Annotated in this window: 22 protein-coding genes, 9 tRNA genes, 1 rRNA gene, 1 pseudogene and 1 riboswitch; of the genes and pseudogenes, 25 read left to right on the forward strand and 8 right to left on the reverse strand. The window is 37.0% G+C overall.

Translation table 11 applies throughout. The features are described from left to right. The 19 genes and pseudogenes from rrf to ACFVQC_RS25055 all read left to right on the forward strand — a co-directional run. Window positions 1–95: ribosomal RNA gene (rrf, locus tag ACFVQC_RS24965) — 5S ribosomal RNA — on the forward strand; the annotation flags it as partial. A gap of 9 nt (window positions 96–104) precedes the next feature. Then, window positions 105–179 (forward strand) — tRNA-Asn (locus tag ACFVQC_RS24970). A 4-nt stretch (window positions 180–183) separates the two neighbouring features. Then, window positions 184–256 (forward strand) — tRNA-Thr (locus ACFVQC_RS24975). A 23-nt stretch (window positions 257–279) separates the two neighbouring features. Then, a tRNA-Glu gene (locus ACFVQC_RS24980) sits at window positions 280–351 on the forward strand. A gap of 8 nt (window positions 352–359) precedes the next feature. Continuing rightward, window positions 360–435 (forward strand) — tRNA-Val (locus tag ACFVQC_RS24985). A 16-nt stretch (window positions 436–451) separates the two neighbouring features. After that, window positions 452–535, forward strand: a tRNA-Tyr gene (locus tag ACFVQC_RS24990). Between the two features lie 65 nt (window positions 536–600). Then, window positions 601–675: transfer RNA gene (locus tag ACFVQC_RS24995), tRNA-Gln, on the forward strand. A 5-nt stretch (window positions 676–680) separates the two neighbouring features. Continuing rightward, a tRNA-Lys gene (locus tag ACFVQC_RS25000) sits at window positions 681–756 on the forward strand. Window positions 757–761: 5 nt separating this feature from the next. Then, a tRNA-Gly gene (locus tag ACFVQC_RS25005) sits at window positions 762–833 on the forward strand. A gap of 10 nt (window positions 834–843) precedes the next feature. After that, a tRNA-Ala gene (locus ACFVQC_RS25010) sits at window positions 844–916 on the forward strand. 126 nt (window positions 917–1042) lie between these two features. After that, window positions 1043–2188: a glycerate kinase gene (locus ACFVQC_RS25015; RefSeq protein WP_002151211.1), complete on the forward strand. Its 1146-nt coding sequence runs from the start codon at window positions 1043–1045 to the stop codon at window positions 2186–2188. Window positions 2189–2457: 269 nt separating this feature from the next. Beyond that, a complete protein-coding gene (gene rocF / locus ACFVQC_RS25020) occupies window positions 2458–3351 on the forward strand; it encodes an arginase (RefSeq protein ID WP_002151217.1) in 894 nt (297 codons plus the stop codon). A 253-nt stretch (window positions 3352–3604) separates the two neighbouring features. Continuing rightward, window positions 3605–4426 (forward strand): diadenylate cyclase CdaA, encoded by an 822-nt coding sequence (gene cdaA / locus ACFVQC_RS25025; RefSeq protein ID WP_377891706.1) that lies wholly within the window; start codon window positions 3605–3607, stop codon window positions 4424–4426. Further along, window positions 4419–5900, forward strand: coding sequence for a CdaR family protein (locus ACFVQC_RS25030; protein WP_377899527.1), 1482 nt, complete (start codon window positions 4419–4421; stop codon window positions 5898–5900). The genes cdaA and ACFVQC_RS25030 overlap by 8 nt, the downstream gene beginning before the upstream one ends. Next, complete coding sequence (gene glmM, locus ACFVQC_RS25035) at window positions 5893–7239, forward strand: phosphoglucosamine mutase (RefSeq protein WP_002151225.1); 1347 nt, start codon at window positions 5893–5895, stop codon at window positions 7237–7239. Before ACFVQC_RS25030 ends, glmM begins: the two co-directional genes overlap by 8 nt. Window positions 7240–7525: 286 nt before the next feature. Next, a pseudogene (locus tag ACFVQC_RS25040) lies at window positions 7526–7711 on the forward strand (hypothetical protein). Between the two features lie 12 nt (window positions 7712–7723). After that, complete coding sequence (gene glmS, locus ACFVQC_RS25045) at window positions 7724–9526, forward strand: glutamine--fructose-6-phosphate transaminase (isomerizing) (protein ID WP_377899529.1); 1803 nt, start codon at window positions 7724–7726, stop codon at window positions 9524–9526. 306 nt (window positions 9527–9832) lie between these two features. Continuing rightward, window positions 9833–11791, forward strand: coding sequence for a S9 family peptidase (locus ACFVQC_RS25050; protein ID WP_377899530.1), 1959 nt, complete (start codon window positions 9833–9835; stop codon window positions 11789–11791). 151 nt (window positions 11792–11942) lie between these two features. After that, window positions 11943–12509, forward strand: coding sequence for a DUF4256 domain-containing protein (locus ACFVQC_RS25055; RefSeq protein WP_377899531.1), 567 nt, complete (start codon window positions 11943–11945; stop codon window positions 12507–12509). A 72-nt stretch (window positions 12510–12581) separates the two neighbouring features. Here ACFVQC_RS25055 and ACFVQC_RS25060 read toward each other — a convergent pair whose 3' ends face one another. The 3 genes from ACFVQC_RS25060 to ACFVQC_RS25070 all read right to left on the reverse strand — a co-directional run bounded on the left by ACFVQC_RS25060 (window position 12582) and on the right by ACFVQC_RS25070 (window position 14733). Further along, window positions 12582–13088, reverse strand: coding sequence for a DoxX family membrane protein (locus ACFVQC_RS25060; protein WP_002202045.1), 507 nt, complete (start codon window positions 13086–13088; stop codon window positions 12582–12584). A gap of 242 nt (window positions 13089–13330) precedes the next feature. Then, window positions 13331–14242 (reverse strand): sigma factor regulator N-terminal domain-containing protein, encoded by a 912-nt coding sequence (locus ACFVQC_RS25065; RefSeq protein WP_377899532.1) that lies wholly within the window; start codon window positions 14240–14242, stop codon window positions 13331–13333. After that, window positions 14242–14733, reverse strand: a complete 492-nt coding sequence (locus tag ACFVQC_RS25070; RefSeq protein WP_377899534.1) for an RNA polymerase sigma factor — start codon at window positions 14731–14733, stop codon at window positions 14242–14244. The genes ACFVQC_RS25065 and ACFVQC_RS25070 overlap by 1 nt, the downstream gene beginning before the upstream one ends. A 385-nt stretch (window positions 14734–15118) precedes the next feature. Here ACFVQC_RS25070 and ACFVQC_RS25075 point away from each other — a divergent pair, with 385 nt between their 5' ends. After that, entirely contained in the window at window positions 15119–15922 is an 804-nt protein-coding gene (locus ACFVQC_RS25075) for an SDR family oxidoreductase (protein ID WP_377899535.1), read from the forward strand. A 36-nt stretch (window positions 15923–15958) separates the two neighbouring features. On the opposite strand, the gene ACFVQC_RS25080 is transcribed toward ACFVQC_RS25075, so the two are convergent. From ACFVQC_RS25080 to ACFVQC_RS25095, 4 genes are all read right to left on the reverse strand, one after another. Beyond that, a complete protein-coding gene (locus ACFVQC_RS25080) occupies window positions 15959–16627 on the reverse strand; it encodes a methionine ABC transporter permease (RefSeq protein ID WP_377891726.1) in 669 nt (222 codons plus the stop codon). Continuing rightward, a complete protein-coding gene (locus ACFVQC_RS25085; protein WP_377899536.1) occupies window positions 16602–17642 on the reverse strand; it encodes a methionine ABC transporter ATP-binding protein in 1041 nt (346 codons plus the stop codon). Before ACFVQC_RS25085 ends, ACFVQC_RS25080 begins: the two co-directional genes overlap by 26 nt. 12 nt (window positions 17643–17654) lie before the next feature. Then, window positions 17655–18467, reverse strand: a complete 813-nt coding sequence (locus ACFVQC_RS25090; protein ID WP_377891731.1) for a MetQ/NlpA family ABC transporter substrate-binding protein — start codon at window positions 18465–18467, stop codon at window positions 17655–17657. Between the two features lie 85 nt (window positions 18468–18552). After that, a riboswitch (SAM riboswitch) is annotated at window positions 18553–18666 on the reverse strand. 80 nt (window positions 18667–18746) lie between these two features. Beyond that, complete coding sequence (locus ACFVQC_RS25095; RefSeq protein ID WP_377899537.1) at window positions 18747–19655, reverse strand: NAD(P)-dependent alcohol dehydrogenase; 909 nt, start codon at window positions 19653–19655, stop codon at window positions 18747–18749. Between the two features lie 200 nt (window positions 19656–19855). On the opposite strand from ACFVQC_RS25095, the gene ACFVQC_RS25100 reads away from it, so the two are divergent. The 4 genes from ACFVQC_RS25100 to ACFVQC_RS25115 all read left to right on the forward strand — a co-directional run bounded on the left by ACFVQC_RS25100 (window position 19856) and on the right by ACFVQC_RS25115 (window position 24997). Further along, a complete protein-coding gene (locus ACFVQC_RS25100; protein WP_377899538.1) occupies window positions 19856–21292 on the forward strand; it encodes an FAD-binding protein in 1437 nt (478 codons plus the stop codon). Next, on the forward strand, window positions 21289–21822 hold the full coding sequence (locus tag ACFVQC_RS25105; RefSeq protein WP_377899539.1) for an MFS transporter: 534 nt from the start codon (window positions 21289–21291) through the stop codon (window positions 21820–21822). Before ACFVQC_RS25100 ends, ACFVQC_RS25105 begins: the two co-directional genes overlap by 4 nt. Before the next feature lie 78 nt (window positions 21823–21900). Then, a complete protein-coding gene (locus ACFVQC_RS25110; protein WP_002159579.1) occupies window positions 21901–23619 on the forward strand; it encodes a DUF3981 domain-containing protein in 1719 nt (572 codons plus the stop codon). Window positions 23620–23737: 118 nt separating this feature from the next. Beyond that, window positions 23738–24997: a multidrug effflux MFS transporter gene (locus ACFVQC_RS25115; protein ID WP_377891740.1), complete on the forward strand. Its 1260-nt coding sequence runs from the start codon at window positions 23738–23740 to the stop codon at window positions 24995–24997. A 32-nt stretch (window positions 24998–25029) separates the two neighbouring features. Here the strand turns inward: ACFVQC_RS25115 and ACFVQC_RS25120 are convergent, their stop codons facing one another. Beyond that, window positions 25030–25476, reverse strand: coding sequence for a hypothetical protein (locus ACFVQC_RS25120; RefSeq protein ID WP_002151280.1), 447 nt, complete (start codon window positions 25474–25476; stop codon window positions 25030–25032). Between the two features lie 265 nt (window positions 25477–25741). On the opposite strand from ACFVQC_RS25120, the gene ACFVQC_RS25125 reads away from it, so the two are divergent. Then, window positions 25742–26245: a hypothetical protein gene (locus tag ACFVQC_RS25125; protein ID WP_377891744.1), complete on the forward strand. Its 504-nt coding sequence runs from the start codon at window positions 25742–25744 to the stop codon at window positions 26243–26245. Window position 26246 lies beyond the last annotated feature (1 nt).

Genomic DNA, 26246 nt, shown 5'->3' on the forward strand with positions numbered 1-26246 from the left:
GTCACACCCGTTCCCATACCGAACACGGAAGTTAAGCTCTCTAGCGCCGATGGTAGTTGGGACCTTGTCCCTGTGAGAGTAGGACGTTGCCAGGCTTATATTATTCCGCAGTAGCTCAGCGGTAGAGCTATCGGCTGTTAACCGATCGGTCGTAGGTTCGATTCCTACCTGCGGAGCCATTATGCTTCCATAGCTCAGCTGGTAGAGTACTTCCATGGTAAGGAAGAGGTCACCGGTTCAAGCCCGGTTGGAAGCTTGGGAAAAGTTTTTATTTTTTTTGGCCCGTTGGTCAAGTGGTTAAGACACCGCCCTTTCACGGCGGTAACACGGGTTCGAATCCCGTACGGGTCATCACTTTTGGAGGATTAGCTCAGCTGGGAGAGCACCTGCCTTACAAGCAGGGGGTCGGCGGTTCGATCCCGTCATCCTCCACCATATATTTTTAAATGTCGGAGGGGTAGCGAAGTGGCTAAACGCGGCGGACTGTAAATCCGCTCCTTTGGGTTCGGCAGTTCGAATCTGCCCCCCTCCACCATTTTCTTTAAAATAACCTGAAAGGGTTTATTTTTTTGAAAAGATAACCATACTAGTAAATATTAATGGGCTATAGCCAAGCGGTAAGGCAACGGACTTTGACTCCGTCATGCGCTGGTTCGAATCCAGCTAGCCCAGCCATTTACGAGCCATTAGCTCAGTTGGTAGAGCATCTGACTTTTAATCAGAGGGTCGAAGGTTCGAATCCTTCATGGCTCACCATTTTCGCGGAAGTAGTTCAGTGGTAGAATACAACCTTGCCAAGGTTGGGGTCGCGGGTTCGAATCCCGTCTTCCGCTTAATTACTAAGGGGCCTTAGCTCAGCTGGGAGAGCGCCTGCCTTGCACGCAGGAGGTCAGCGGTTCGATCCCGCTAGGCTCCATATAAATAGGGAAAGCTTACATCAAATGATGTAAGCTTTTTTTGTGCTTAAATTCCACTCCAAAAGGCAACTTTTCCGTATATCGTTTAAAATGAAAAAAAGGGATTGAATAAGAGGGAGGTAACTATGAAAGTTGTCATTGCATCGGATTCATATAAAGAAAGCCTGAAAGCTATAGAGGTATGTGAAGCTATTGAAAGAGGCTTTGCAGCAATTTTTCCTAAAGCAGAGTATGTTAAAGTACCAATTGGAGATGGGGGCGAAGGAACGGTTGAATCTCTTGTTGGCGCTACAATGGGGAGAATTATATCACTTAATGTGACAGGGCCGCTTGGAGAGAGCGTGCAAGCCTTTTATGGTATGTCTAAGGATAAGAAGACAGCATTTATTGAAATGGCGGCAGCATCAGGATTACAACACGTTCCAACTGAAAAGAGAAACCCACTTATTACAACGACAAAAGGGACAGGCGAACTTATATTACATGCATTAGATCAAGGAGCCAAACACATTATTTTAGGGCTTGGAGGAAGTGCTACAAATGATGGTGGGGCTGGTATGCTATCTGCCTTAGGCGCAAGATTTATAAATAAGAAAGGTGAGGTAATAGAACCCTCTGGAGGGACATTGCATTGGATAACCACTGTTGACCTTTCTAGGATTGATTCACGCCTGGAGGATATAAAGTTAGAGGCAGCATGTGATGTAGATAACCCTTTAGTTGGACTGAGCGGGGCGTCTTTTGTATTTGCGAGACAAAAAGGTGCGAATGTAGAGATGATGAAAGAGCTAGATGAGAATTTAAAACATTATGCTAATATACTTAAACAACATGTGTCTTTTGATGTATCTGAAATACCGGGTGCGGGGGCAGCTGGAGGAATGGGAGCTGCTGTCGTTGCAGTGCTAAAGGGACAGCTAAGAAAAGGGATTGAAATTGTATTAGATTATACAAATTTTGATAAGTGTATAGAGGGTGCCGATCTTATTGTAACTGGTGAGGGAAGAATAGATGAACAAACAGCTTATGGAAAAGCTCCTGTTGGTGTCGCGAAGCGGGCGAAATGTCGTCATATCCCTGTAATTGCTATTGGTGGATCTGTATCTCCGAACTATGCAATTGTTTATGAAAAGGGAATTGATGCAGTGTTTAGTATTACAGCTAGTCCAATGACATTAGAAGAAGCATATAAAGCGGCAGAAGAGAATATCGAAATGACAGCAAAAAATATTGCAGCAGTGTGGAAACTAGCATCAGAAAAACGCTTCTAAATGTAGAAGTGTTTTTTTGTTCAGTTATTTGAGGATATTTTGTGTAATTCTAGGTGGTGATGGAGAAAAGCACTGACAAAAATATTAGCTGATAGAAAAGTTAGTTGGTTTATTAAGTTAACTTTATACATCGAATAGTTTAAAAATTGGGATTCTAACGTAAATATAAGTGAATAAAATGTATATCCATGCAGAAAAATGTCGAGTTGAGTCAGACTATATAAAAGATTTAAAATATTTAGCGAAGGCATAAAAGGGGGATACTATCTATGAAAAAAGAAATCTCAGTTATTGGAGTTCCAATGGATTTAGGACAGATGCGTCGTGGGGTTGATATGGGACCAAGCGCGATCCGTTATGCAGGGGTAGTTGAAAGAATTGAACAAATTGGATATGACGTAAAAGATATGGGAGATATATGTATAGAGAGAGAAAAAGAAGTAGATGAAAATACAAAATTACGAAACCTTACTCAAGTTGCAACTGTATGTAATGAACTAGCGACTAAGGTTGATCATATTATAGAAGAAGGTCGTTTTCCACTTGTATTAGGCGGTGATCATAGTATTGCTATCGGTACGCTAGCTGGTGTAGCGAAACATTATAAAAATTTAGGTGTTATTTGGTATGATGCACACGGTGATTTAAATACAGAAGAAACTTCACCATCGGGAAATATTCACGGTATGTCACTTGCTGCAAGTTTAGGTTATGGACATTCTTCACTTGTAGACTTATACGGGTCATACCCGAAAGTGAAAAAAGAGAACGTTGTAATTATCGGTGCACGTGCATTAGATGAAGGGGAAAAAGACTTTATTCGTAATGAAGGCATTAAAGTATTTTCAATGCATGAAATTGATCGTATGGGTATGACGGCTGTTATGGAAGAAACAATTGCTTACTTATCTCATACTGACGGTGTTCATTTATCATTAGATTTAGATGGTCTTGATCCTCATGATGCACCAGGAGTTGGGACGCCTGTAATTGGTGGTCTATCGTATCGTGAAAGCCACTTAGCGATGGAAATGTTAGCAGAAGCTGATATTGTTACATCTGCTGAATTTGTTGAAGTAAATACGATTTTAGATGAGAGAAACAGAACAGCAACAACAGCGGTTGCTTTAATGGGTTCTTTGTTCGGTGAAAAACTAAAATAAATGTAAGAAAAGCAACTGAGAAGTTGCTTTTTTTATTTGAAAATAGGCGTATAATAATGACTTATATTATACTGTACTGTAGGATAAGAAAGTTTGACATCTTACCAATTTAGGCCGAAAGGGGTCGTTTGTAATTGTCGTTTGTTTCATGTATGGTATAATTAACTAGTTGTTGGAAATACATACAGATAGAGCATAAAACAATATTTCAATATACGGATAGAATTGCTCGTAAGTAGGAGGAAGGGTTAGCATGCCTTTTGAAGATACGACCATTTTGAAATATCTTAGTACGGCATTAGATATTGCTGTTGTATGGTTTATTATATATAAGCTAATTCTTATAATCCGGGGCACGAAAGCTGTGCAACTTTTAAAAGGTATTACAGTTATTATTGTCGTCCGGATGATTAGTATGTTACTTGAATTGCATACGCTATATTGGCTAACGGAACAAGTATTAACGTGGGGATTTTTAGCCGTTATTATTATCTTCCAGCCAGAATTACGAAGAGCACTTGAGCAACTAGGCCGGGGTAGCTTATTTTCGCGTGTGGGGACTCAAGAGGATGAGGAACCTGAAATTGTTGCTACAGCGATAGCGAAAGCAACGGAATATATGGGGAAACGTAGAATTGGTGCATTAATTACCTTATCAAAAGAGACCGGGATGGGTGATTATGTGGAAACGGGTATTCCGCTAAATGCAAACGTATCATCGGAATTACTAATAAATATTTTCATCCCAAATACGCCTCTTCATGACGGAGCAGTAATTATGCAAGGAAGTACAATTAAAGCAGCAGCATGTTATCTTCCTTTATCAGAAAGCCCGTTTATTTCTAAGGAGTTAGGAACTAGGCATCGTGCTGCAATGGGAGTTAGTGAAGTAACGGATAGTATTACAGTAGTTGTGTCGGAAGAAACAGGTCAAATTTCTTTAACAAAAAACGGTAAGTTACATCGTGATTTGAAGAAAGAACAGCTAAAGGATATGTTGTTAGCAGAATTTAGTGGGAACGAAAAAACGACTTCTTCGTCTTTATGGAATTGGAGGAGAAAGCGTCATGGATAAGTTAATGGAGAATCATTGGTTTTTAAAAGGAATCTCATTACTATTGTCTTGTATGCTTTTTATGTCAGCAACTTTAACTGAAAAAAATACGACATCGAGTATATTACCTTTCGTAAATGAAACGAAAGAAACATTAACTGATTACCCTATTACCCTTAAGTATGATGAAGAGAAATATATTGTAAGTGGTATTCCAGCAGGTGGAGTCAAGGTGAAGTTGGAAGGCCCAAAATCAGCAGTTGCTACAGCAAAAGCAAAAAAACAATTTGATATATCAGTTGATTTGCGAGATAGTCCAAAAGGAACTTATGAAGTTTCTTTAAAAGCGAATGGGCTTCCAGATGATGTGAAAGGAACAGTCCAACCAGCAACAATTAAAGTCACTCTGCATGAAAAAGCGAAAAAGTATGTTCATGTAGACTTGAAATTATCAAATGAAGATCAGATGCCAGCGGGTGCTACTCTTGAAAAATCAGGTATTAAGCCTGATACTGTTGAGGTAGTTGGGACGAAAGAAGAAATAGAAAGTATTTCATCTGCTAAGGCATATATAGATTTAAAAGATGTTAATAAAACTGTTACAAAAACAGCAGAGGTTACATTGTACAATAAAGAAGGAAAACGCTTAAATGTAAAAACGAATCCATCTAAAATAAGTGTAACGTTGAATGTAGCAACGCAAGCTACAGCAAATAATACTGAAAAAACTGTTCCTGTAACATATATAAAAAAGGGTAGTTTACCAGAAGGATTGGCTGTTACAAATATCAGTGTTGAGCCGAAGGAAGTAACGATAGCCGGTCCAAAAGACATTTTGGATAATATACAATCTATAGAGGGGGTCGAGGTAGATCTTAGTCAATTGACGGATTCTACAACATTCGATGCCTCTGTTTTATTGCCAAAGGGTGTCACAAGTGCAAAACCAAATCAAGTGAAGGTTTCAGTAGGGGTACAAAAAGTAAAGCAAACGAAAAGTAAAACTATTGATGGTATCCCGATTCAAAAAAATGGAATTCCGAATGATGTTACTGCTCAGCTACTTTCGCCGCAGGATGGGAAGATAAGCGTTGATATTTCAGGAGAAGCAAGTATAGTAGATAAAATAACAGCTGCTCAAATAACAGCGGTGATGAATCTACAAAATGCATCTCCGGGAACAAAAGATATTTCTATTCAAGTAAGCGGTCCTGGTAATATTTCGATAGAGCCAAAACAAAAAAGTGCTAAAGTTGCAATTGTGAAGAAAGAAAAGCCAGATAAAGAAGTACAGGGTAATATTGAACACCCAGATTCAACAAACAATCAGGGAAATCAAACTGAAAAGCCAAAAAATCCTGAACCAGATCCAGAAAAGGATCAGGAAAAAAATAAAGATAAAGAAAAAGACAAAGAAACTGGTCAAGAACCGGGTAAAGAACCAACAGTAGATAATCAAAAAGAGCAAGAAAAAGGAGCGAATCATAATGGGTAAATATTTTGGTACAGATGGAGTACGCGGGGTTGCAAATAAGGAATTAACACCTGAATTAGCATTCAAAATTGGACGTTTTGGCGGCTATGTATTAACAAAAGATACAGATCGTCCAAAAGTAATTATTGGCCGTGATACACGTGTATCTGGACATATGTTAGAAGGAGCTTTAGTAGCAGGTCTATTATCAACTGGAGCAGAAGTAATGCGTCTTGGTGTTATTTCTACACCAGGTGTGGCTTATTTAACAAAAGCTTTAGATGCACAAGCGGGTGTTATGATTTCTGCATCTCATAATCCAGTACAAGATAACGGAATTAAGTTCTTCGGTTCAGATGGTTTCAAATTAACAGATGAGCAAGAAGCAGAAATTGAAGCATTATTAGACAAAGAAGTTGACGAGTTACCACGTCCAACAGGTACTAACCTTGGCCAAGTGAGTGATTACTTTGAAGGTGGACAAAAATATTTACAATACATTAAACAAACTGTAGAGGAAGATTTCTCTGGTTTACATATTGCTTTAGATTGCGCACACGGTGCAACTTCTTCTTTAGCTCCATACTTATTTGCAGACTTAGAAGCTGATATTTCAACGATGGGAACTTCTCCAAACGGTATGAATATTAACGAAGGCGTAGGATCTACACATCCAGAAGTCTTAGCTGAATTAGTAAAAGAAAAAGGTGCTGATATCGGACTTGCTTTTGATGGTGATGGCGACCGTTTAATCGCGGTAGATGAAAAAGGAAACATCGTTGATGGCGATCAAATTATGTTTATTTGTGCGAAGTATATGAAAGAAACTGGTCAATTGAAACATAATACAGTTGTTTCAACAGTTATGAGTAACTTAGGCTTCTACAAAGCACTTGAAGCGAACAATATTACAAGTGATAAAACAGCAGTGGGTGACCGCTACGTAATGGAAGAGATGAAACGTGGTGGATATAACCTGGGCGGAGAACAATCAGGTCACATTATCTTACTTGATTACATTACAACTGGTGATGGAATGTTAAGTGCACTTCAACTTGTAAACATCATGAAAATGACGAAAAAGCCATTATCTGAGCTTGCAGGTGAGATGACAAAATTCCCACAATTACTAGTAAACGTTCGTGTAACAGATAAAAAACTAGCATTAGAAAATGAGAAAATTAAAGAAATTATTCGTGTTGTAGAGGAAGAAATGAACGGAGACGGTCGTATTCTTGTTCGTCCATCTGGAACAGAACCACTTATTCGTGTAATGGCAGAAGCACCGACACAAGAAATTTGTGATGGGTATGTACATCGTATTGTAGAAGTTGTGAAAGCTGAAGTTGGCGTTGAATAATTCGCCGATTCTATGAAAAAGGAGCACAAAAAGTGCTCCTTTTTCATATGTTTTATAGACAATGAAAAAAATTTCATTGACGATTTATATTGTTTGTTATACGATTGTCTTGTTCTTTTTCTCAAAGGAAATATTGTAAATTATAAAAGCGCCAGAACTACAAGTAGTGTAGTTGACGAGGAGGAGTTTTATCGAGATTTCGGCGGATAACTCCCGGTTGTTCATCACAACCGCAAGCTTTTACTTAAAACATTAAGGTGACTTAGTGGACAAAGGTGAAAGTGTGATGAGAGAAAAGGAACGGATGAATACTAGCTGTATAAGTATATACGGACTTTAACCCAATCGAGAGGAAGGTGAAAGCCGTTACAAGCTTACAGGGCTAGCAATATGTAATCCGTTTTTTAGTACAAATAAAAATGGTATCGGACTATGTCGTTACATGTTCGCAGAGCAGTGTAAGCATTTGTAACGGCGACTAAACATGTGTGGAATCGTAGGATTTATTGGAGAGCAAGATGCAAAGGAAATTTTATTAAAAGGTTTAGAAAAGCTAGAATATCGTGGATATGATTCAGCAGGTATTGCAGTACAAGCAGTGAACGGTGTTGTTGTATACAAAGAAAAAGGCCGTATTGCAAAACTTCGCGAAGTCGTAGAAGAGAATGTAGCAGCAAGCGTGGGAATCGGACACACGCGCTGGGCTACACACGGTGTTCCAAGCAAAGTAAACGCGCATCCGCATCAAAGTACATCAAAACGCTTTACGCTAGTTCATAACGGTGTAATTGAAAACTATGAATTAGTGAAAAAAGAATATTTACAAGATGTAACGTTCGTAAGTGAGACAGATACAGAAGTTATCGTACAGCTTATGGAACAACAAGTGAGCACAGGACTAAGTGTAGAAGAAGCGTTCCGTAATACGCTATCTCTTTTACATGGCTCTTATGCAATCGGATTACTTGATGCTGAAAATCCAAACATGATTTATGTTGCTAAAAACAAAAGCCCGCTATTAGTAGGTGTTGGTGACAACTTTAATGTTGTGGCGAGCGACGCTATGGCGATGTTACAAGTTACAGATCAATTTATCGAATTAATGGATAAAGAAATCGTAATTGTAACGAAAGAAAGTATTACAATTAAAAACTTACAAGGTGAAACGATTGAACGTGCACCGTTTACAGCGGAATTAGACGCAAGTGATATTGAAAAAGGAACGTATCCTCATTTCATGCTTAAAGAAATCGATGAGCAACCACTTGTAATCCGTAATATTATTCAAAAGTACCAAGGTGAAAATGGCGAGATTGAACTGGATGAAGATATCCGTAACGCAATTTTAGATAGCGATCGTATTTATATCATTGCATGCGGAACAAGTTATCATGCAGGTCTTGTTGGAAAGCAATTCATTGAGAAGTTCGCGAAATTACCAGTTGAAGTACACGTAGCAAGTGAATTCTCTTACAACATGCCATTATTAACAGAAAGACCATTCTTCATTTATATTTCACAAAGTGGTGAAACAGCTGATAGCCGTGCAGTACTTGTGCAAACAAATGAAATGGGCCATAAAGCATTAACAATTACAAATGTACCTGGTTCTACGCTTTCTCGTGAAGCTGATTATACACTTCCGCTATACGCAGGACCAGAAATTGCAGTTGCATCAACGAAAGCTTACACAGCACAACTTGCAGTACTTTCAATCTTAGCAGCTGACATTGCTAAAGCTAAAGGTGAAATTCTTGATTTCGATTTAACTCACGAACTAGGGCTTGTAGCAAACGCAATGGTAGTACTTTGTGATCAAAAAGAAGAAATGGATGCATTAGCAAAACAATTTTTAGCAACAACGCGTAACTGCTTCTTCATCGGACGTAGCGTAGACTTCTTCGTAGGTTTAGAAGGTGCGTTAAAACTAAAAGAAATCTCTTACATCCAAGCAGAAGGATTTGCTGGAGGAGAATTAAAACACGGTACAATTGCCTTAATCGAAAATGGTACACCAGTTATCGCCCTTGCTACACAAGAGCACGTAAACCTTGGAATTCGTGGTAATGTGAAAGAAGTAGTAGCACGCGGAGCTAACCCATGTATCATCTCAATGAAAGGCTTAGAAATGGAAGGTGACAGCTTTGTATTACCAGCTGTACACGAAGCACTAGCGCCGCTAGTAGCAGTCATTCCATTCCAACTTATCTCATACTACGCAGCACTTCACCGCGAGTGTGACGTTGATAAGCCACGTAACTTAGCTAAGTCTGTTACGGTTGAGTAGAGGTTGGTAGATTTGAAATAAATTTGTGAAGCTTCACCCCTTTGGATATTTTTATCTAAAGGGGTGTTTTTGTGTCCAAAAGAAAGAGAACATTTAAAATCGATAAGTGGATTAAAGAGGGGCGAGGAACTAGCAGTGGGGGATGGACAGAACCCCACTGATTAAAGTTTAACTTTATCGGATTTGAAACAGAATCGCTTTCATTTATCTGAATCTTCCGCTATCATTTTAAGTATTCGTGAACAATTTCCTTTATTACGAAAAGAAGAGACGATAGATTAATAGATATTACGAGGGGGTTTATTAATGAAAATGAAAGAAAAAACCTATTTAAGTATAGAAGAGATTATTTCGTTACCAACCTTATCAAGTACAAATATAAGTGATGATGGAAAAAACGTAGCATTTGTTAAGAAGATGACTAACTGGAAAGACAATACATATAGGAATCATGTATGGGTATATGAAAAAGATAAGGGGCAGAGTTACCCATTAACAAATGGGGATATAGATAGTGCATGTCCATTATGGTCTCCAAATCCTAGGAACATCGCATACCTTAGCCCTGTTGGTAATGGGAAAAATCAGATCTTTGTTAAGTCGATAGATGGTTATGGCGCGGTTCAAATTACTGATGAGAAAGAAGGGGTCAGTAATTTTAAATGGGAGCCTACTGGCAAGGGTTTTTATTATGTTGCGCAGTCAAAAGAATGCGAGGAGATAAAGAAACGTAAGGAACTATATGGAGATTTTCAACATATAGGTAAGGAACACCAGAATAATTGTTTATACTACATTGAAATAGAAAAAGTGATACAAAATGATAAAGGGGAACGAGAAATTAGCGGTGTTTATCAATTAACGGAGGATAAGGATTTTTATATACATAACTTTGATATTTCAAATGATGGGACAAAGGTTGTATTTATGGCTACACCAAGCCTAAACGATCATATGAATGGTGATCTATACATATTAGATGTTGAAGCTGAGGAACTACAAAAGATGAATGTAGATAAGTTGTTGGGCGGGAGCGTTTGCTTTTCTCCTGAGGGCAGCAAAATATGTTACGCAGCAAGTATAAGAGAGAAGGAGCACTATAAGACCCATATACAAGACAGTACATTAGAGATATATGATATGAATACTGGAGAGGTAATTCAACCTTTAATAAATTTTGATAGTACGGTTATGCCATTACAGTGGACAGCTAAGGGGATTTTAATTAGATGGCAGGATAAAACTAACTATCGTATTGGATTGCTACGTGAGGATGGCACTGTGGAAATGTTAAGCTTAAAAGTAGATGGCTTTATAATGGATGCTTCTATAACAAAGGATGGGAATCATATATCCTATAATAAAGCTATAACAAATGAAACCTTTGAAATCTATTTAGACGATAAAAAAATAACGGATGAAAATAGCTTTTTTAAAGGTAAGCTTAAAAGTAACAGGGAAATAATCTCATGGCAAAATAGTGATGGTCTTGAAATAGAGGGTGTTTTATCAACCCCAGTAGAGTTTGATTCCAATAAAGAATATCCTTTATTAGTAGTAATCCATGGCGGTCCGGCTTGGGCATCCTTTTCCATATTCTCAGACTGTTTTAATGAGAAATACCCTATTGAACAGTTCATCGAAAAAGGCTTTATCGTTTTAGAGCCAAACTACAGAGGAAGTTCTGGTTATGGTAATGAATTCTTAAAAGCAAACTATAGAAAACAGGGAATTGCTGACTATGATGATGTTATATCTGGAGTGGATAAATTAGTTGAAAAAGGGATGGCAGATAAAAATAGAGTAGGGGTTATGGGATGGAGCAACGGGGGATATATATCAGCTTTCTGTTCTACATTTAGTAGTAGATTTAAAGCTATTTCAGTTGGAGGCGGAATTACTAATTGGAGTACCCATTATGCAAATACGGATATACCTTATTTTATTAGAATGTATTTAGGGAATACTCCATGGAATGATCCAGAGATTTATACTAAAACATCACCAATGACGTATATTAAATCAGCCTGTACTCCCACTTTAATCCAACATGGCGAAAAGGATGCAAGAATTCCAACTTCCAATGCATATGAGCTATATCAAGGGTTAAGGGATATGGAAGTTGATACAGAATTAATTATATTTAAAGGAATGGCGTATAGTTCTGACCAGCCAGGAATTCATGTAGCTATTATGAAGCAGAATTTGATGTGGTTTTCACACTATATTCTAAGAGAAAGTATGGAGGATTTTAGTACTATATAATGGATATCCGCACAGGGATTTTCCGTTGTGCAATCGGGTTAGATTGTTGAAAAAGAGATACAACAAATTATATAATTTGTTGTAAACTGCATTTAAACCATTATTGAGAAGATTTAAGTGATTATAAGGAAACGTAATTCGGAGGACTAATATGACAGAGAATAAAAATGTGTTACCAGTAGAACAGCGTGAAGAACTATTAAAAGTATTAAAAGCTCGTTTTGAGAAAAACATGAACCGCCATGAAGGACTTGAATGGGCTAAAGTTGAAGCGAAGCTGACTACTAATAATGAAAAATTAGGGTCGCTTAACGAAATGGAAGTAACTGGCGGTGAGCCGGATGTTGTTGGTTATGACAAAGAGAAGGATGAGTATACTTTCTATGATTGTTCAAAGGAGAGTCCTAAAGGCCGCAGAAGCCTTTGTTATGATCTTGAAGCGTTAGAATCAAGAAAAAAACATAAACCAGAAAATAACGCTATTGATGTGGCAACTGCTATGGGTATTGAACTATTAACTGAAGAACAATATCGAGAGTTGCAACAACTTGGAGAGTTTGACATGAAATCATCGAGTTGGGTGCAAACACCTTCTGATATTAGAGAACTCGGTGGAGCTCTATTTTGCGATTATCGCTTTGGACACGTTTTTGTGTACCACAATGGAGCAGATTCCTATTATGCTGCCAGAGGTTTTCGTGGTTCGCTAAAGGTTTAAATTTGGTGTAAATAAGAAAAAGAGCCTACATTCAGGCTCTCTTCTTATTTATATTTTAAAGATGAACTATTACTATGCAGTTTTACTTAATTTATATGCTTCACGGTTATTTTTTTTGAAAAGTTTTGGGAAAACATAACCATCTAATCCAATACGTCCAGCATTCTGTCCTGCAACTAAAATGAACATAGTTAAAATAAGCAGGTTTGGGTTTACACTAACAGTTCCGCTTAATAAAAATGAAAGGTTCATTATGATTCCGAAAAATGCAGCTGTTTTTGTTAATCCACCTAAAATCAAACCTAGACCTACTAAAATTTCTCCCCATTGAACTAAAAAGCTAAATAGGTCTGCGTTTGGAAGAACAAAATGTTGAAGGAAATCTGCCCACCAACCTTGTACTGCAGGGTGACTACCTGATGCTTGAGCGATAGCTCCTTTTAGAAAACCACTTGCATCAAAAGACTGTCCAAAAACTTTGCCTATTCCAGCAGCGAGCCATGCATATCCTATGTAAAGTCGTAAAAATAATAATATGAAAGTAGCGCGTTTATCAGTTCTTAAAAAGTTGATAACCATTGAAATCCCTCCAATGTATTGTATTTACATGTTTATTATATATCCATTGTGAATAAATTCACAATGGATATAATGTGAACAAATTTATGATTTTTTATTTGTAAAATTGCACATAAAATATTGTGAAGTTTATTTTTGAAAGTTGAGCAATAAATGAGGGATGGGAGCTATCTATTTTAGCGGATAGCTCCCGTAGTAAACAGATTCATGTACGTTCTTTAAGTTTATCTGGGCGTTCCTTATTATTTCTCCGGTTTTATGTAAGGAACAACTTGCGCAGTCACTCCTACAGAAGCACCGCGAATAAAGCCTTGGTTTTCTAATGCCTTAAAGTTTTCCGTTTTTCCTGTTAGCATAACACCTAAAATTTTTACTTGATCGAATGGTTTGTTTTTGTTTGATTTTAAAAAATCCTGAATATATTTGTCATATCCATCGTCATCGTATTGTTTAAGTGAATCAACGAACTCTTTGTACGCTTCCTCAGGAGACTTGTCTGGATTGAATCCGTAAACTGGCATACCAGCAGGCCCTTTACTTTCATCTCCAATAGGTGAGGTCATATATAGCCATACGATATTTAAGTTATCTGGTATTTTTGTTTGAACTTCTTTTAATGTATAGGGTTGATTGAAAGAGATAGCGACTTCGGCAACATAGTTGTTCATTTGTGAAACTTCCCCTAATTCATTTTGGACACCATCAAAATATTCCTTAATAGAGGGATTATAAAATGTTGCAAATTTTTTCTTTGTTTGTTTATCGTACTCATAGAACTCTGTATTGGACCAATAAAAACCAGGCGTTAATTCATTGGAATCGATATTGATACGGAGCCAACCATAGGAGCTTGTTAATGTATTCCAGGGGACTACATAACCGTTAATGTTTTTGGAACGATTTGATATAATATTGCCGCCAAACATGGATGAATTACTCGTTACTTGAGAATCAATTTGTACATTCGGTTCTGCAATTGCGTTATGTAAAAAGAGATGTTCGTGAAGTTTCGTAGAACTTTTCGCTGCGAAGTAATTGCCAATCTTATAAATTATAGGGATAAGCATGATTACAACGATAATAGAAGTAATGATGATTTTAAGTAACTGTTTCCTTTTCGCTTTTTTTAATGCATCTTTTAAAGAAGTATCCATTAAGTTTTTCCTCCTACTGTAGAATGAATTGTTTTACGCGCGCGATGTAACTTTTGTTTGACGCTGTTCACTTTAATATCTAGTATTAGGGCGATTTCTTCATATGAAAAGTTGTAGTAGTACTTTAAAAAGAAGGCTTCTTTATATTCTAGTTTTATATCTTTTAATAGATAGAAAATCTCATCTTTATTTAAAACAGCATCTAATTCTCGATCTGTATATTGTAGTTTTGAATAAATCTCTTCAGTTAAATAGATGTTTTGCTGTTCTTTTTTTCTCTTCAAGTCAATGTATTCGTTTAGTGCGACTCTAAAAAACCATGGCCGTATGTTACTCTCGGTTAGATCATCTAGCAGCGTGTATACTTTATAGAAAGTATTTTGGATGATGTCTTCTGCATCTTCTTTTATAGCCCCTTTCGCTAGTAATAGTTTGAACACTTCCTCTCCTAAACTGATAAGATAGGAGGTCAATATATTTTCTTTTTCCATCATTTTTCCTCCCTACACTTATACAACGAATAGGTAATGATAAATGTATACACTTAAATTTAAATTAGTTATTAGCTATGGTTTATAGTACATGATACTTCATAAATAGGAGTGGTTATTTTATTTTTTGAAATATTAAATCTTTAATGATAAAATAAAATTTGGAGATATATGGAGAGGGGACAAAGACTCAATATGTGGATGAACTTGTAATGATTAGAAATTGGATAGATGAATTTTTCTCTCATAAGTGAGGGTTTATTTAGCTATCTGTAAATCATGCAAGGACTGCATATTTGGCTTGTACATCCCTTTTGTAAGGATAGATGCCTATTTTATGTATCTGTCTTTTTTTGCGGGGAAATTTATATCTCTTATATAAAATATGCGTCCTTTAAACTTGGAGGAGTATAGTATGAATCAATTGAAAAATAAAGTAGCTGTTGTTACAGGTGTTAGTCGTCTAGATGGTATTGGAGCAGCGATTTGTAAAGAATTAGCTGAAGCAGGATACGATGTATTTTTTACGTACTGGACGAATTACGATAAAGACATGCCTTGGGGCGTTGAGAAAAATGAACAAATACAATTAAAAGAAGAGCTGTTACAAAACGGTGTGAAAGCATCAAGCATGGAGTTAGATTTAACTCGGAATGATGCACAAAAGCAGCTTATAAATAAAGTCACTGAACAACTAGGGTACCCTCATATATTAATTAATAATGCAGCGTATTCTACGAATAATGATTTCTCTAATTTGACTGCCGAAGTACTAGATAATCATTACATGGTAAATGTTCGTGCGACTACACTGTTGAGTAGTGAATTTGCACGTGGATTCAAGAAGAAGTCCGGTGGTAGAATTGTTAATATTACTTCGGGGCAATTTAAAGGACCTATGGCCGGAGAGTTAGCGTATGCGACAACGAAGGGAGCTATTGACGCTCTTACTAGTACGTTGTCAGCGGAGGTAGCCCATTTAGGTATAACAGTGAATGCGATTAATCCAGGTCCAACTAATACAGGATGGATGACTGAAGAGATAAAGCAAGGGTTAAAACCGATGTTTCCTTTTGGCAGAATTGGTGAGCCGAAGGATGCAGCAAGACTAATCAAGTTTTTAGTAAGTGAAGAAGCAGGGTGGATTACAGGGCAAGTTATTCATTCAGAAGGTGGATTTAAAAGATAAAAAGAGGGTATCTCACTTTAGTGAGATACCCTCTTTTTAATCTTTCTTCAATCTTCGTGCTATACCATTCCCTAATGACTGTAATCCTTGAACGAGAATGATTAAAATAAAGACGGTTGCATACATTACTTCAGGTTCATAGCGTAAATGCCCAAAGCGATATGCTAAGTCCCCTAGCCCGCCAGCACCTACAAGTCCAGCCATTGCTGTTGCACCGATTAAGCCGATCGTTGCGATTGTTAATCCGAGTACGAGAGATGGACGAGCTTCTTTAACCATGACGTGCCAAATGATTTTTAAAGTAGAAATTCCCATTGCTTGATATGCTTCAATAACACCACGGTCCACTTCTAGTAAAGCCGTTTCCATTAAACGAGCAATATAGGGAGCTGTGAATACGACAAGTGGTACGATAACACCTTGCACACCAATAGATGTCCCCATTAGAAATTTTGTAAAAGGTAAAATAAAGAATAATAGAATGATAAATGGTAGAGAGCGAATGACATTAATAATTGTATTAAGAATCGGATATACGATTTTATTCTCTAGTTGGCCACCAGGTCTTGTTAAAACGAGTGTTACACCGAGTGGTAACGCAATTAGAATAGAGATAAGTAGTGAAATAGATGTCATTTGAAAGGTTTGAATCGTTGCTTCCCATATTACGTTACCCCACTCATCCAAAAAGGACTTGTTTCCCATAATCTGTTCTACCTCCTTCTACGATGATCCCTTTTTCTTGTAAAAATGATAAGGCACGGTGTACTTCACTTTTTTCACCTTGCATATGAACGATCAGTCTCCCATATGCCTCATGTTTTAGCTGCGTAATATTGCCTGATAAAATATTAGGGTATACGTGGAAACGTTTTGTAGCGACAGCTAACGCTGGCTCTCCTGAAGAGGTTCCAATAAATGAAAGTGTTACGATTTCTCCAGTACTTTGTAGTTCTTTCTGTACGTCTTCTGGAATTTTAGCTGCAAATGCGCTATTTACAAATTTCTTCGTTGTTACATGTTGTGGGTTTGTGAAAATATTTTTTACGGTTCCACTTTCAACGACAGATCCATGTTCCATTACAGCAACTTGGTCACATATACGCTGGATGACATTCATTTCGTGTGTAATTAGCAAAATCGTAATTCCGATTTCTTCGTTGATCTTTAATAATAAATCAAGAATAGAATCGGTCGTTTCCGGATCTAATGCGCTCGTTGCTTCATCACTTAATAACACTTCAGGCTCATGAGATAGTGCGCGAGCGATCGCTACACGCTGTTTTTGACCACCAGAAAGTTCACTTGGATAGGCATCTTTTTTATTAAAGAGATCAACAATGCGTAAATACTTTTCTACCCTTTTTTCAATTTCATCTTTGGGAAGACCAGATAGACGTAAGGGTAGTGCGATGTTTTCATAAACGGTAACGGTTTTAAGTAAATTGAATCCTTGAAAAATCATGCCGATCTTTTGTCTCGCTTTTGCGAGTTCTTTTGTCGATAAGGTTGTTAAATCTTGTTCGTTTATAATGATATTTCCTGTCGTTGGTTTTTCTAATAAATTTACACAGCGAATTAATGTACTTTTACCAGCGCCGCTATATCCAATGATTCCAAATACCTCGCCCTTTTTTACTTTAAGGGAAGTTGATTTAAGGGCCTCAACATTCCCTTTTTTTGTTGTAAATACCTTGGAGACGTTTTTTAATTCAATCATTATAGTCAGCTCCTACCAAGACGGTAAAACAGAACCATCGAATTTTTTCTCAATGAAATCTTTTACTTCTTTAGATTGATAAGCTTTCTTCAATTTATTTACAACTGCATCATCTTTATTTTCAGTACGAACAACGACCCAGTTCACATAGGGTGAATCTTTTCCTTCGCGGAAAATAGAATCTTTCGCTGGACTTAATTTTGCGCCTAATGCAAAGTTTGTATTAATCGCAGCCGCTTTCACTTCACTTAGCTGCGTTGGTAATTGAGATGCCTCTAATTCAACAATCTTTAAATTTTTCGGATTTTCAATTACATCTTTTGCAGTCGCTTTTTCCGTAGCCTTTGGATCAACTTTTAAAACTCCTGCTTTTTCAAATAGCTTTAAAGCACGCAGCTCATTTGTTGGGTCATTTGGGACAGCAATTGCGTCGCCCTCTTTTAATTCTTTTACATCTTTTAAGCTTTTCGAGTATATACCCATAGGGAATGTTACTGTGGAAAATACTTCAGTTAATTTCATATTACGTTCAGCTTTAAATACGTCTAAATAAGATTTAGTTTGGTAGCTATTTACATCGAGGCTTTTTTCATCTAAAGATACGTTTGGTGCTACATAATCATTAAATACCTTTACGTCGATTTGGAGACCATCTTTTGCTGCAACTTCTTTCACCTTTTCAAAAATTTGTTCATGCGGTCCGCCTGTTACACCAACGGTAATCTTTTTCTCATCTAATACTTTTACCTCTTTATCAGAATTAGCACCACATGCGCCTAACACTAATACAGCTCCACTTACAATACTTAATAATACCTTTTTCATTTATAGTTCCTCCTTAATATGCGTTCCAAAATAAAAAGCACCTCTCAAAAATAAGAGAGGTGCCGAATAGACGAAATAGGTTCCTCTCTCATCTTCCAAAACGAAAATCGTTCTGCAGGAATTAGCACCTTAGCTTATACGTTATAAGCTCGGTTGCCGGGCATCATCGGGCCAGTCCCTCCGCCACTCTTGATAAGAGTATGTGTATGTAGTTTTTAAATATGGTACTAATAGTAAATCTTACAAAAAGAATTGTCAATATTATTTTCTGAATATATTTTATTTTAAGGTAATAGAAACGTTACCTTTTTTATGTCCTGCCTCTACATACGTATGGGCTTCTGAAATTTTTTCCAATCGGTAAGTTCTATCAATAACAGGTTTTAGCTTTTCTGTTTCAGCTAGTTGTTTTAATAGGCTCATATCGTCTTTGCTGACCTTTGCGATTGTGCCATTAACAGATACGTATTTTCCATTAGGCGTTAATGCTTTTTCACAAAGGGATTTTTTATACTTTCCAACTGCATCAAATATTATATCGTAGCACTCGCCTCGTTCAGTAAAATCTTCTTTCGTATAATCAATTGCGTTATCAGCCCCTAAAGATTTCACTAGCTCAAAATTTGAATTACTACAAACAGCTGTAACAGTCGCACCGAAATATTTAGCAAGTTGCACAGCGGCGGTACCTACTGATCCGGAGGCGCCATATATAAGTACTTGCTGTTCTTTTTTTATGTGTCCTTTTCTTAAAAAATGTAAAGCTGAAGTTCCGCCGAAAGGAATAACGGCAGCTTCCTCATATGTCACATTGGTAGGTTTTAATGCTATCAATCCGTTTTCATGTACACATGTGTATTCAGCGTAACCACCAACGTTAAGTCCTGTTAATGCAAAGATGGAATCTCCCTTTTTGAATTGAGTCACATCTGTTCCTATTTCTTCAACCTCTCCAGCTAATTCTACTCCCAGTATAGGTTTTCTCGGTTTTCTAAGTCCTAATACAAGTCGCATAGGAATCCAAAATAAAAGTGGACTAGTAAAGCTTCGCATTCTACAATCGCCAGTTGTTACACTTGTTGCGTGAATCTTAACTAATACTTCATTCTTTTTAGGAGTAGGTTTCTTTACGTCTTGAAGCTTGAGAACGTTAGGTGGCCCGTATTTTGTGCAAATAATTGCTTTCATAGCAACCTCCTGAATTAAGTTATTTTCCTCTACATCATATTTAAATGTTTTTTAAATCATGCGTATAGTTTCGCTTCATAATAAGTAAAAGAAAGATAGTTCTTTTTTACAGTGTAGTATTTTCCTTTTAAGAAAGTAGGTACAATAAGCATAGAGAGAAGTACTAGTGAGATTAGAATTTCAAACGAGGAGAGTGCCATTTGAAAAAAAGAAAAATAGCGGTTGTAATTGTAGCGTATACAGTGTTGCTCGCGACATCTATACATACATATAAAGGGCAACTGGATCATCCTATTATGAGCGATGTAGGGAAGTTGCTTCCAACAAAAATTAAGCGTGTTGAAGATGCTGAGGATGAGGGCTCATTAAAAAAGCTGGTGCGAGATGCAAATGTTTCTGGAGAGAAGATTTCGATTGCAGGTATGCAACATAGCCAAGGCGGACAGACGTACTATCCGAACGGCACGATGCTTGATATGAAGGGCTATAATGAAATATTAGAATTCGATCCGGAGAAGAAGAGGATTAGAGTACAAAGTGGTGTGACATGGAATGACATTCAAAAGAAAATAAATCCATACGGCCTTGCAGTTCAGGTGATGCAATCTCAAAATATTTTTACTGTTGGTGGTTCGTTAAGTGTGAACGTACATGGGCGTGATATTCGTCATGAAGCACTGATTGATACAGTAGAGTCGTTCAGATTGCTAATGGCAGATGGTACGGTGCGTAATGTAAGTAGAGAAGAAAATGCTGACTTGTTTCCGTATGTAATTGGGGGATATGGATTGTTTGGTGTGATTTTAGATGTGACGCTACAGTTAACAAACGATGAATTGTATGAAACGCATACGAAGGTACTAGATTATAAAGAATACTCTTCATACTTTAAGAATAAAGTGCGAAGGGACGAGAATATACGTATGCATTTAGCACGTATTTCTGTTGCCCCAAATTCATTTTTAAAAGAAATGTATGTGACAGATTATGTACTGGCAGAAGATCAACAGAAGTTGAAAGGGTACAGCAAATTAAAAGAAGAAACTATTATAGCTGCGCCGAAATTCTTACTGGGGTTATCACGCTATAGTGACTGGGGAAAGGGCGCATTTTGGGATATACAAAGAAGTTATTTTGAACGTACAGATGGTAAGTACGAAACTCGAAATAACGTAATGAGATCTGATAGTGCTTTTATGGAATACGATAATCCAAACTTGACCGAAGTTTTACAAGAGTACTTTGTGCCGATAGATGGTTTTGCAGAGTATATAGATGATTTGCGAATTGTTTTAAATGAAGAGGAATTAAACCTTCTTAACATTACAATCCGCTATGTAGAAAAGAATGAGAATGCGGTGCTATCTTATGCGAAAGATGATATGTTTGCGCTTGTGCTTCTAATTAATCAAGGGCGTTCTGAGGATGAAATAAAGAAAACAAAAGTGGTCATTCAGAAGATGATTGATGTTACTTTAAAGCATAATGGAAGTTATTATTTACCGTATTATTCTTATCCGGAAAAGGAGCAACTAAAGAAAGCGTATCCTCGCATAGAAGAATTCCTTCAGAAGAAAAAGGAAGTAGACCCAGAGGAAAGGTTTGTGAATTTATTTTATAAGGAGTATAGCAAATGACATATAGAAGATTTGTGGCCTCACAAAGCATTATTATGATGGCGGGTAGTATGGTATTTCCTTTTTATATACTATTGCTTCGAAATGTTGGAAATAGTTTCTCGCAATTTGGCTGGGCGTACGGTTTATTTGCCTTAACTTCAGCTCTAGTATATCCGTTAGTTGGAAGAATTTCTGACAGAGTGGGAGATAGAAAGCTATTAATTGTATACGCCTGGTCTATGGCTATATTAATGCTTTGTTTTCCTATCGTAACAGAAGTTTGGTATGTATATATTCTCCAAATTTTAATGGGTGTTTTAGGTGCTGTGCAGCGTAATACGGAGAAGACGTCGTTAGCGCGAAAGGTTGCTCAGGAAAGGGCTGGTTATGAGATTGGAAAATATCATGTGTGGACATCAATTGGAGGCGCAGTAGCGATTATTGCAACGGGGTATTTAGTAGATTTCTTTACGATTGGCACCATTTTTTATATTGCATCTATTTTATATGCAGTGAGTGGAATTGTATTAAGTAGCAAAAAAATATAATCATACCCATTTTTACCTGATTACCCTTTATTTGTTATACTTATGGAGAAGACAAAAGAAAAGGGGACATTGCCTTTGATGAAATTTATAGTTTTAGCTATTCTCACTTTGTTTTTGATTCCATGGACTAGAAGCGGTAATAAAATTCGCGCTGTGGATAAAGGAGGAAATGAGAAAGTTGTAAAGGGTAAGAAATCATCTATTTTAGTTATTCCTGTTTTATTTTGGATAGGTATTGCAATCTATGAATATTTTTGGCTAATTGATGATCGAGCAGATTCTATTCTTACTCATTATTCTGTTGCAGTAGCGATTTTAATTGGGCTTGTTTTATTCTCACAAGAGCAGGTAGGGAAATTAGAAGGTACGTTAAAAGGACTTCTAATGTTTGTTTTACTCGCAAGTTACGGCTATTTTGGTTATTTGCACGATATAGTAATCTCGCAAAAGAAATATGATTCAGTCGTGAAGGTAGAGAAAGATATTTCAGAGCCATTTACTGAAAATGATCAACCGTTTACAGTTCCGCCTAAAACAGCGGAAAATAAAATGAAAAAGGTATTTGGTGATATTCCGAAAGTAGCTTATTTTGAGCTAGGGGAATTAACGCCACAAATGGTAAATGGTGAAGCCTTGTATGTAGCACCAATAGAAGTTTCGGGATTTTTTAAAGCACGTAAAGCGGAAACAATTCCAGGTTACGTAACAATGTCAGGTACAAATCCTGATGCGGAAGCAAAATTACATCTTGGATATAAAATGAAGTATGTACCAAGCATGTTTTTCGGTAATAAATTAGAACGTGTCGTTCGAAAAGCAGAGCCAGATTTAGTTTTTAAAGGGAAACCAAAATTTGAAGTTGATGATAAAGGAAAACCGTATTATACAATGACATATGGTGAGTTTATTTCAGGAAGATCAGGGTTTGAAGTAGAAGGCGTTGTCGTTGTTGATGCACAAACAGGTGATGTGAAACGATATGATAAAGGGAATGCACCTAAATTCGTTGATGGTGTATTAAATCATGAAACAGCATCTACGTTAAATACGTACTTCGGAAAATATATTCACGGATTTTGGAATACGAAATTCTCACAAACTGACATGAAGATTCCGACTGAGTGGGGGACGAAGGAAGGCGTTACGCCAATCTTCGGAAAGGATGGTAAACTGTATTACTTTACAGACTTTACCTCTCCGAAAGAAGGAGTAGATTCTGCCCTCGGTTACTCATTAGTTGATGCACGTACAGGAAAGTTGTATTACTATAACGGAAAAGAAGTGAAGGGAATTATGGACGGTTCGGCTGCTACAGAAGTAGTGGATAATTCCTTTAAGAGAGAGAAATGGCATGGAACAATGCCGGTTATTTATAACGTATATGGTAAACCTTCTTGGATTGTACCGGTTATTGATGACGGGGGATTAGTACGTGCTCATACTGTTATATATGCTTCTAATGCAAAAGTGTTTGCAACAGGTTCAACGCAAAAAGAAGCACTTGAGAATTATAAAAATGCGCTGAGCGGAAGTGGTGATTCATTTAGGCCGACTTCAAATGGGAAAGAAGCGCAAAAAGAAGGTACTGTACAACGTGTGTATAAAGAAAAATCAGGTGAAAATACGATTGTGTACGTACTATTAGAAAACGAGCAAAAAGTATTCATGGTACCGGCGAAGAAATTCCCATATGCAATGTTTACAGAAGTAGGAGATCCAATTCAAATCACATATTTAGACACAGGAGAAATGATGGCATCTGTATCTAAATTTACAAATAGTAATTTGAAAAAGTAAAGCGATAGAGATTCTATCGCTTTTTTTACATTATTAAACAGGAAAATACGGTATACTTGACGTATATTTATGTTGTAACTATAATTGTTACGATTAGATTTTTTATATGAAAGGGTGAATGAAAAAAGTGAATGGAGTTAATCACGAAGTATATAAACCTGTAAAGACAAACAGGTTATGGATGATTCTTGTATTAGGGACACTTACGGCAATTGGGCCATTATCTATTGATATGTACTTGCCTTCTTTACCGAAGTTAACAGATGATTTACAAACGGGTGCATCCCTTGCGCAGCTTACATTAACAGCTTGTTTGCTTGGACTTTCAGTAGGACAGTTATTTGTTGGTTCAATTAGTGATATTTACGGAAGGCGCAAACCTCTTATTATCGCTCTTATTATTTATGTTGCTTCTTCTTTACTTTGTGCTGTTGCACCATCGATTTGGAGTTTAGTGCTTTTACGTTTCTTACAAGGTGCTTCAGGATCTGCTGGTATCGTTATATCACGTGCAATGGTACGTGATATGTATTCAGGTTCTGAAATGACGAAGTTTTTCTCACTGCTTATGCTAGTAAACGGAGCAGCACCTATTTTGGCACCGATTATTGGAGGGCAATTATTACAGTTCACATCATGGCGCGGCGTTTTTATCGTTCTTGGAGCAATTAGTGTATTCATGCTAATATCAGCTACTTTCGTATTACGTGAAACATTACCACCTGAAGAAAGAGAGACAGGTGGTTTGTCGGGAACGCTGGCGACATACGGAAAGCTTCTGAAAGATCGTTTATTTATGGGTTATGCATTGTCGCAAGGATTAGTAACAGCTGCAATGTTTGCTTATATTTCTGGTTCACCATTTGTGTTGCAAAATATATACGGGGCATCACCGCAAGAGTTTAGTTTGTTCTTTGCGATTAACGGTATTGGCATTATTATTGCTAGTCAAGTTACTGGTCGCTTAGCAGGAAAAGTGAATGAGAAGACATTATTTGTTTTCGGTATTGTTATTGCGGCTGTTGGCGGTCTATCGTTACTACTTACAATCGCACTTGGAATAGGGCTAATCGGTGTTTTATGCTCGCTATTTCTCGTTGTATCAAGTGTTGGGGTTGTATCAACAACTGGCTTCTCGTTAGCGATGAGAAATCAAAAACAGGCAGCAGGAACAGCATCAGCCTTACTAGGTTTATTACAGTTCATTTCAGGAGCACTTGTTGCACCGCTAGTAGGTATTGGTGGAAGTAATACAGCACTTCCTATGGGTGTTGTTATAGCTCTTTGTGAAATTGGTGCTGTGTTATGCTATTTATTCATGGCAAAAAGAAGTGAACAGCAGTTTGAACTGCAACAAAAACAAAATTTAGAGGCTTAACAAAAAAGAGCTGATTCAAACATTTCTCTGAATCAGCTCTTTTTTTCATTTCTTTGAAATAACTCATACATATTATTCATGATCGCATCATATAAGAAAGCAAGTTTATCCCATACCCAGCGGTTACTGTCGACCTCTTTCTCCCCGCAGTCAATAATATCAGTATGATCTGTAATTCTATATGCCCTTTCAACGATAATAGGAGCAATCTTCGGTATGCGTGGAATTTCTTTTAAGACATCTGCAAAATTTCCAATGTAGACATGACCGATAATCTCGATTGTTAATGATTTATCCGATATATTTAGCACAGTATGAAATTGATTTGTATGTTGTTGTTTTAAATATTGGGCTAATTTAAATGGAGCATGTTGCTTTTTTAATACGCGGCGAAGGCTTTCTGTGTTTTCAATATGAAGTGATCTTTCACGAATAAGGACACGAATATCTTCTCCCATAAAAGGTATTGTATTGTACATAGATGATTCTCCTTAAAAACTTAACTACGCTTGCGTTATGCATATGTAAGTCTAGCATGGTTTGTTCTCTATGTGTGCTTACAGTTGTGTAAGGTAGAGTAGTGAAGTTACTTGCATAAAGTGACGATAATGTGACAAAAATGTGTGTATATTTATTAAGAGATCATCTTAAGTGCAAAATTTAGGATGTTCTCGGTATAATAAAACAAGTGGAGATAAAAGAAACTATAATTAGAAGTAGCTGTAGATAAAAGGAGAATTAAAGATGAAGAAGGTTTTGGGTATTGCTGTAATGGGAGGTATGCTCCTTCTAGCAGGATGTAATGGGAATAAAGAAGCGAAAGAACCGAAAGAAAAGGTAGAGCAATCTACTGAACAGACAGAAGATATGAAAGTGTATCGCGAGGTACATGAAAAGTATGATGCGAAGATGAACAAGGAAATTAATAAAGCGTTACAGTTATTTGAAGTGGCAAAAGAAAAGGGCGGTAAGGAAATAACGAATGCTAAATTTAAGGAAGACGTGCAAAATGTAACAACGGGCATGTTAGAAGATATAGATCATATGCGTAAAGAAATTCATGTACCGAAGTCGAAAGAACAAGAGCATGAAATGTATGTTGGTTTCTTAAATGAATCGGAACAAGCGATGAAAAAATTACAGAAGTTAGCTAAAGAAGAAGATTCATCGTTGATTCGTGATATAGAAATTAATTTTTCAACAGCATCGACATACTATAAACGTTTTCAAACAGAAACGGAAAAATAAC

It is taken from the genome of Bacillus sp. NPDC057893 (assembly GCF_042796455.1).
GTDB lineage: Bacteria > Bacillota > Bacilli > Bacillales > Bacillaceae_G > Bacillus_A.

What these genes read in the sequence shown, in the direction of transcription:
- glmS (WP_377899529.1), top strand. Translation starts at nt 7,724, where the DNA reads ATGTGTGGAATCGTAGGATTTATTGGAGAGCAAGATGCAAAGGAAATT.
- ACFVQC_RS25090 (WP_377891731.1), bottom strand. Translation starts at nt 18,467, where the DNA reads ATGAAAAAGGTATTATTAAGTATTGTAAGTGGAGCTGTATTAGTGTTA.
- ACFVQC_RS25050 (WP_377899530.1), top strand. Translation starts at nt 9,833, where the DNA reads ATGAAAATGAAAGAAAAAACCTATTTAAGTATAGAAGAGATTATTTCG.
- cdaA (WP_377891706.1), top strand. Translation starts at nt 3,605, where the DNA reads ATGCCTTTTGAAGATACGACCATTTTGAAATATCTTAGTACGGCATTA.
- ACFVQC_RS25120 (WP_002151280.1), bottom strand. Translation starts at nt 25,476, where the DNA reads ATGTACAATACAATACCTTTTATGGGAGAAGATATTCGTGTCCTTATT.
- ACFVQC_RS25030 (WP_377899527.1), top strand. Translation starts at nt 4,419, where the DNA reads ATGGATAAGTTAATGGAGAATCATTGGTTTTTAAAAGGAATCTCATTA.
- ACFVQC_RS25105 (WP_377899539.1), top strand. Translation starts at nt 21,289, where the DNA reads ATGACATATAGAAGATTTGTGGCCTCACAAAGCATTATTATGATGGCG.
- rocF (WP_002151217.1), top strand. Translation starts at nt 2,458, where the DNA reads ATGAAAAAAGAAATCTCAGTTATTGGAGTTCCAATGGATTTAGGACAG.
- ACFVQC_RS25065 (WP_377899532.1), bottom strand. Translation starts at nt 14,242, where the DNA reads ATGGATACTTCTTTAAAAGATGCATTAAAAAAAGCGAAAAGGAAACAG.
- ACFVQC_RS25125 (WP_377891744.1), top strand. Translation starts at nt 25,742, where the DNA reads ATGAAGAAGGTTTTGGGTATTGCTGTAATGGGAGGTATGCTCCTTCTA.
- ACFVQC_RS25115 (WP_377891740.1), top strand. Translation starts at nt 23,738, where the DNA reads ATGAAAAAAGTGAATGGAGTTAATCACGAAGTATATAAACCTGTAAAG.
- ACFVQC_RS25075 (WP_377899535.1), top strand. Translation starts at nt 15,119, where the DNA reads ATGCGTCCTTTAAACTTGGAGGAGTATAGTATGAATCAATTGAAAAAT.
- ACFVQC_RS25070 (WP_377899534.1), bottom strand. Translation starts at nt 14,733, where the DNA reads ATGGAAAAAGAAAATATATTGACCTCCTATCTTATCAGTTTAGGAGAG.
- ACFVQC_RS25110 (WP_002159579.1), top strand. Translation starts at nt 21,901, where the DNA reads ATGAAATTTATAGTTTTAGCTATTCTCACTTTGTTTTTGATTCCATGG.
- ACFVQC_RS25080 (WP_377891726.1), bottom strand. Translation starts at nt 16,627, where the DNA reads ATGGGAAACAAGTCCTTTTTGGATGAGTGGGGTAACGTAATATGGGAA.
- ACFVQC_RS25085 (WP_377899536.1), bottom strand. Translation starts at nt 17,642, where the DNA reads ATGATTGAATTAAAAAACGTCTCCAAGGTATTTACAACAAAAAAAGGG.
- ACFVQC_RS25095 (WP_377899537.1), bottom strand. Translation starts at nt 19,655, where the DNA reads ATGAAAGCAATTATTTGCACAAAATACGGGCCACCTAACGTTCTCAAG.
- ACFVQC_RS25015 (WP_002151211.1), top strand. Translation starts at nt 1,043, where the DNA reads ATGAAAGTTGTCATTGCATCGGATTCATATAAAGAAAGCCTGAAAGCT.
- ACFVQC_RS25055 (WP_377899531.1), top strand. Translation starts at nt 11,943, where the DNA reads ATGACAGAGAATAAAAATGTGTTACCAGTAGAACAGCGTGAAGAACTA.
- glmM (WP_002151225.1), top strand. Translation starts at nt 5,893, where the DNA reads ATGGGTAAATATTTTGGTACAGATGGAGTACGCGGGGTTGCAAATAAG.
- ACFVQC_RS25060 (WP_002202045.1), bottom strand. Translation starts at nt 13,088, where the DNA reads ATGGTTATCAACTTTTTAAGAACTGATAAACGCGCTACTTTCATATTA.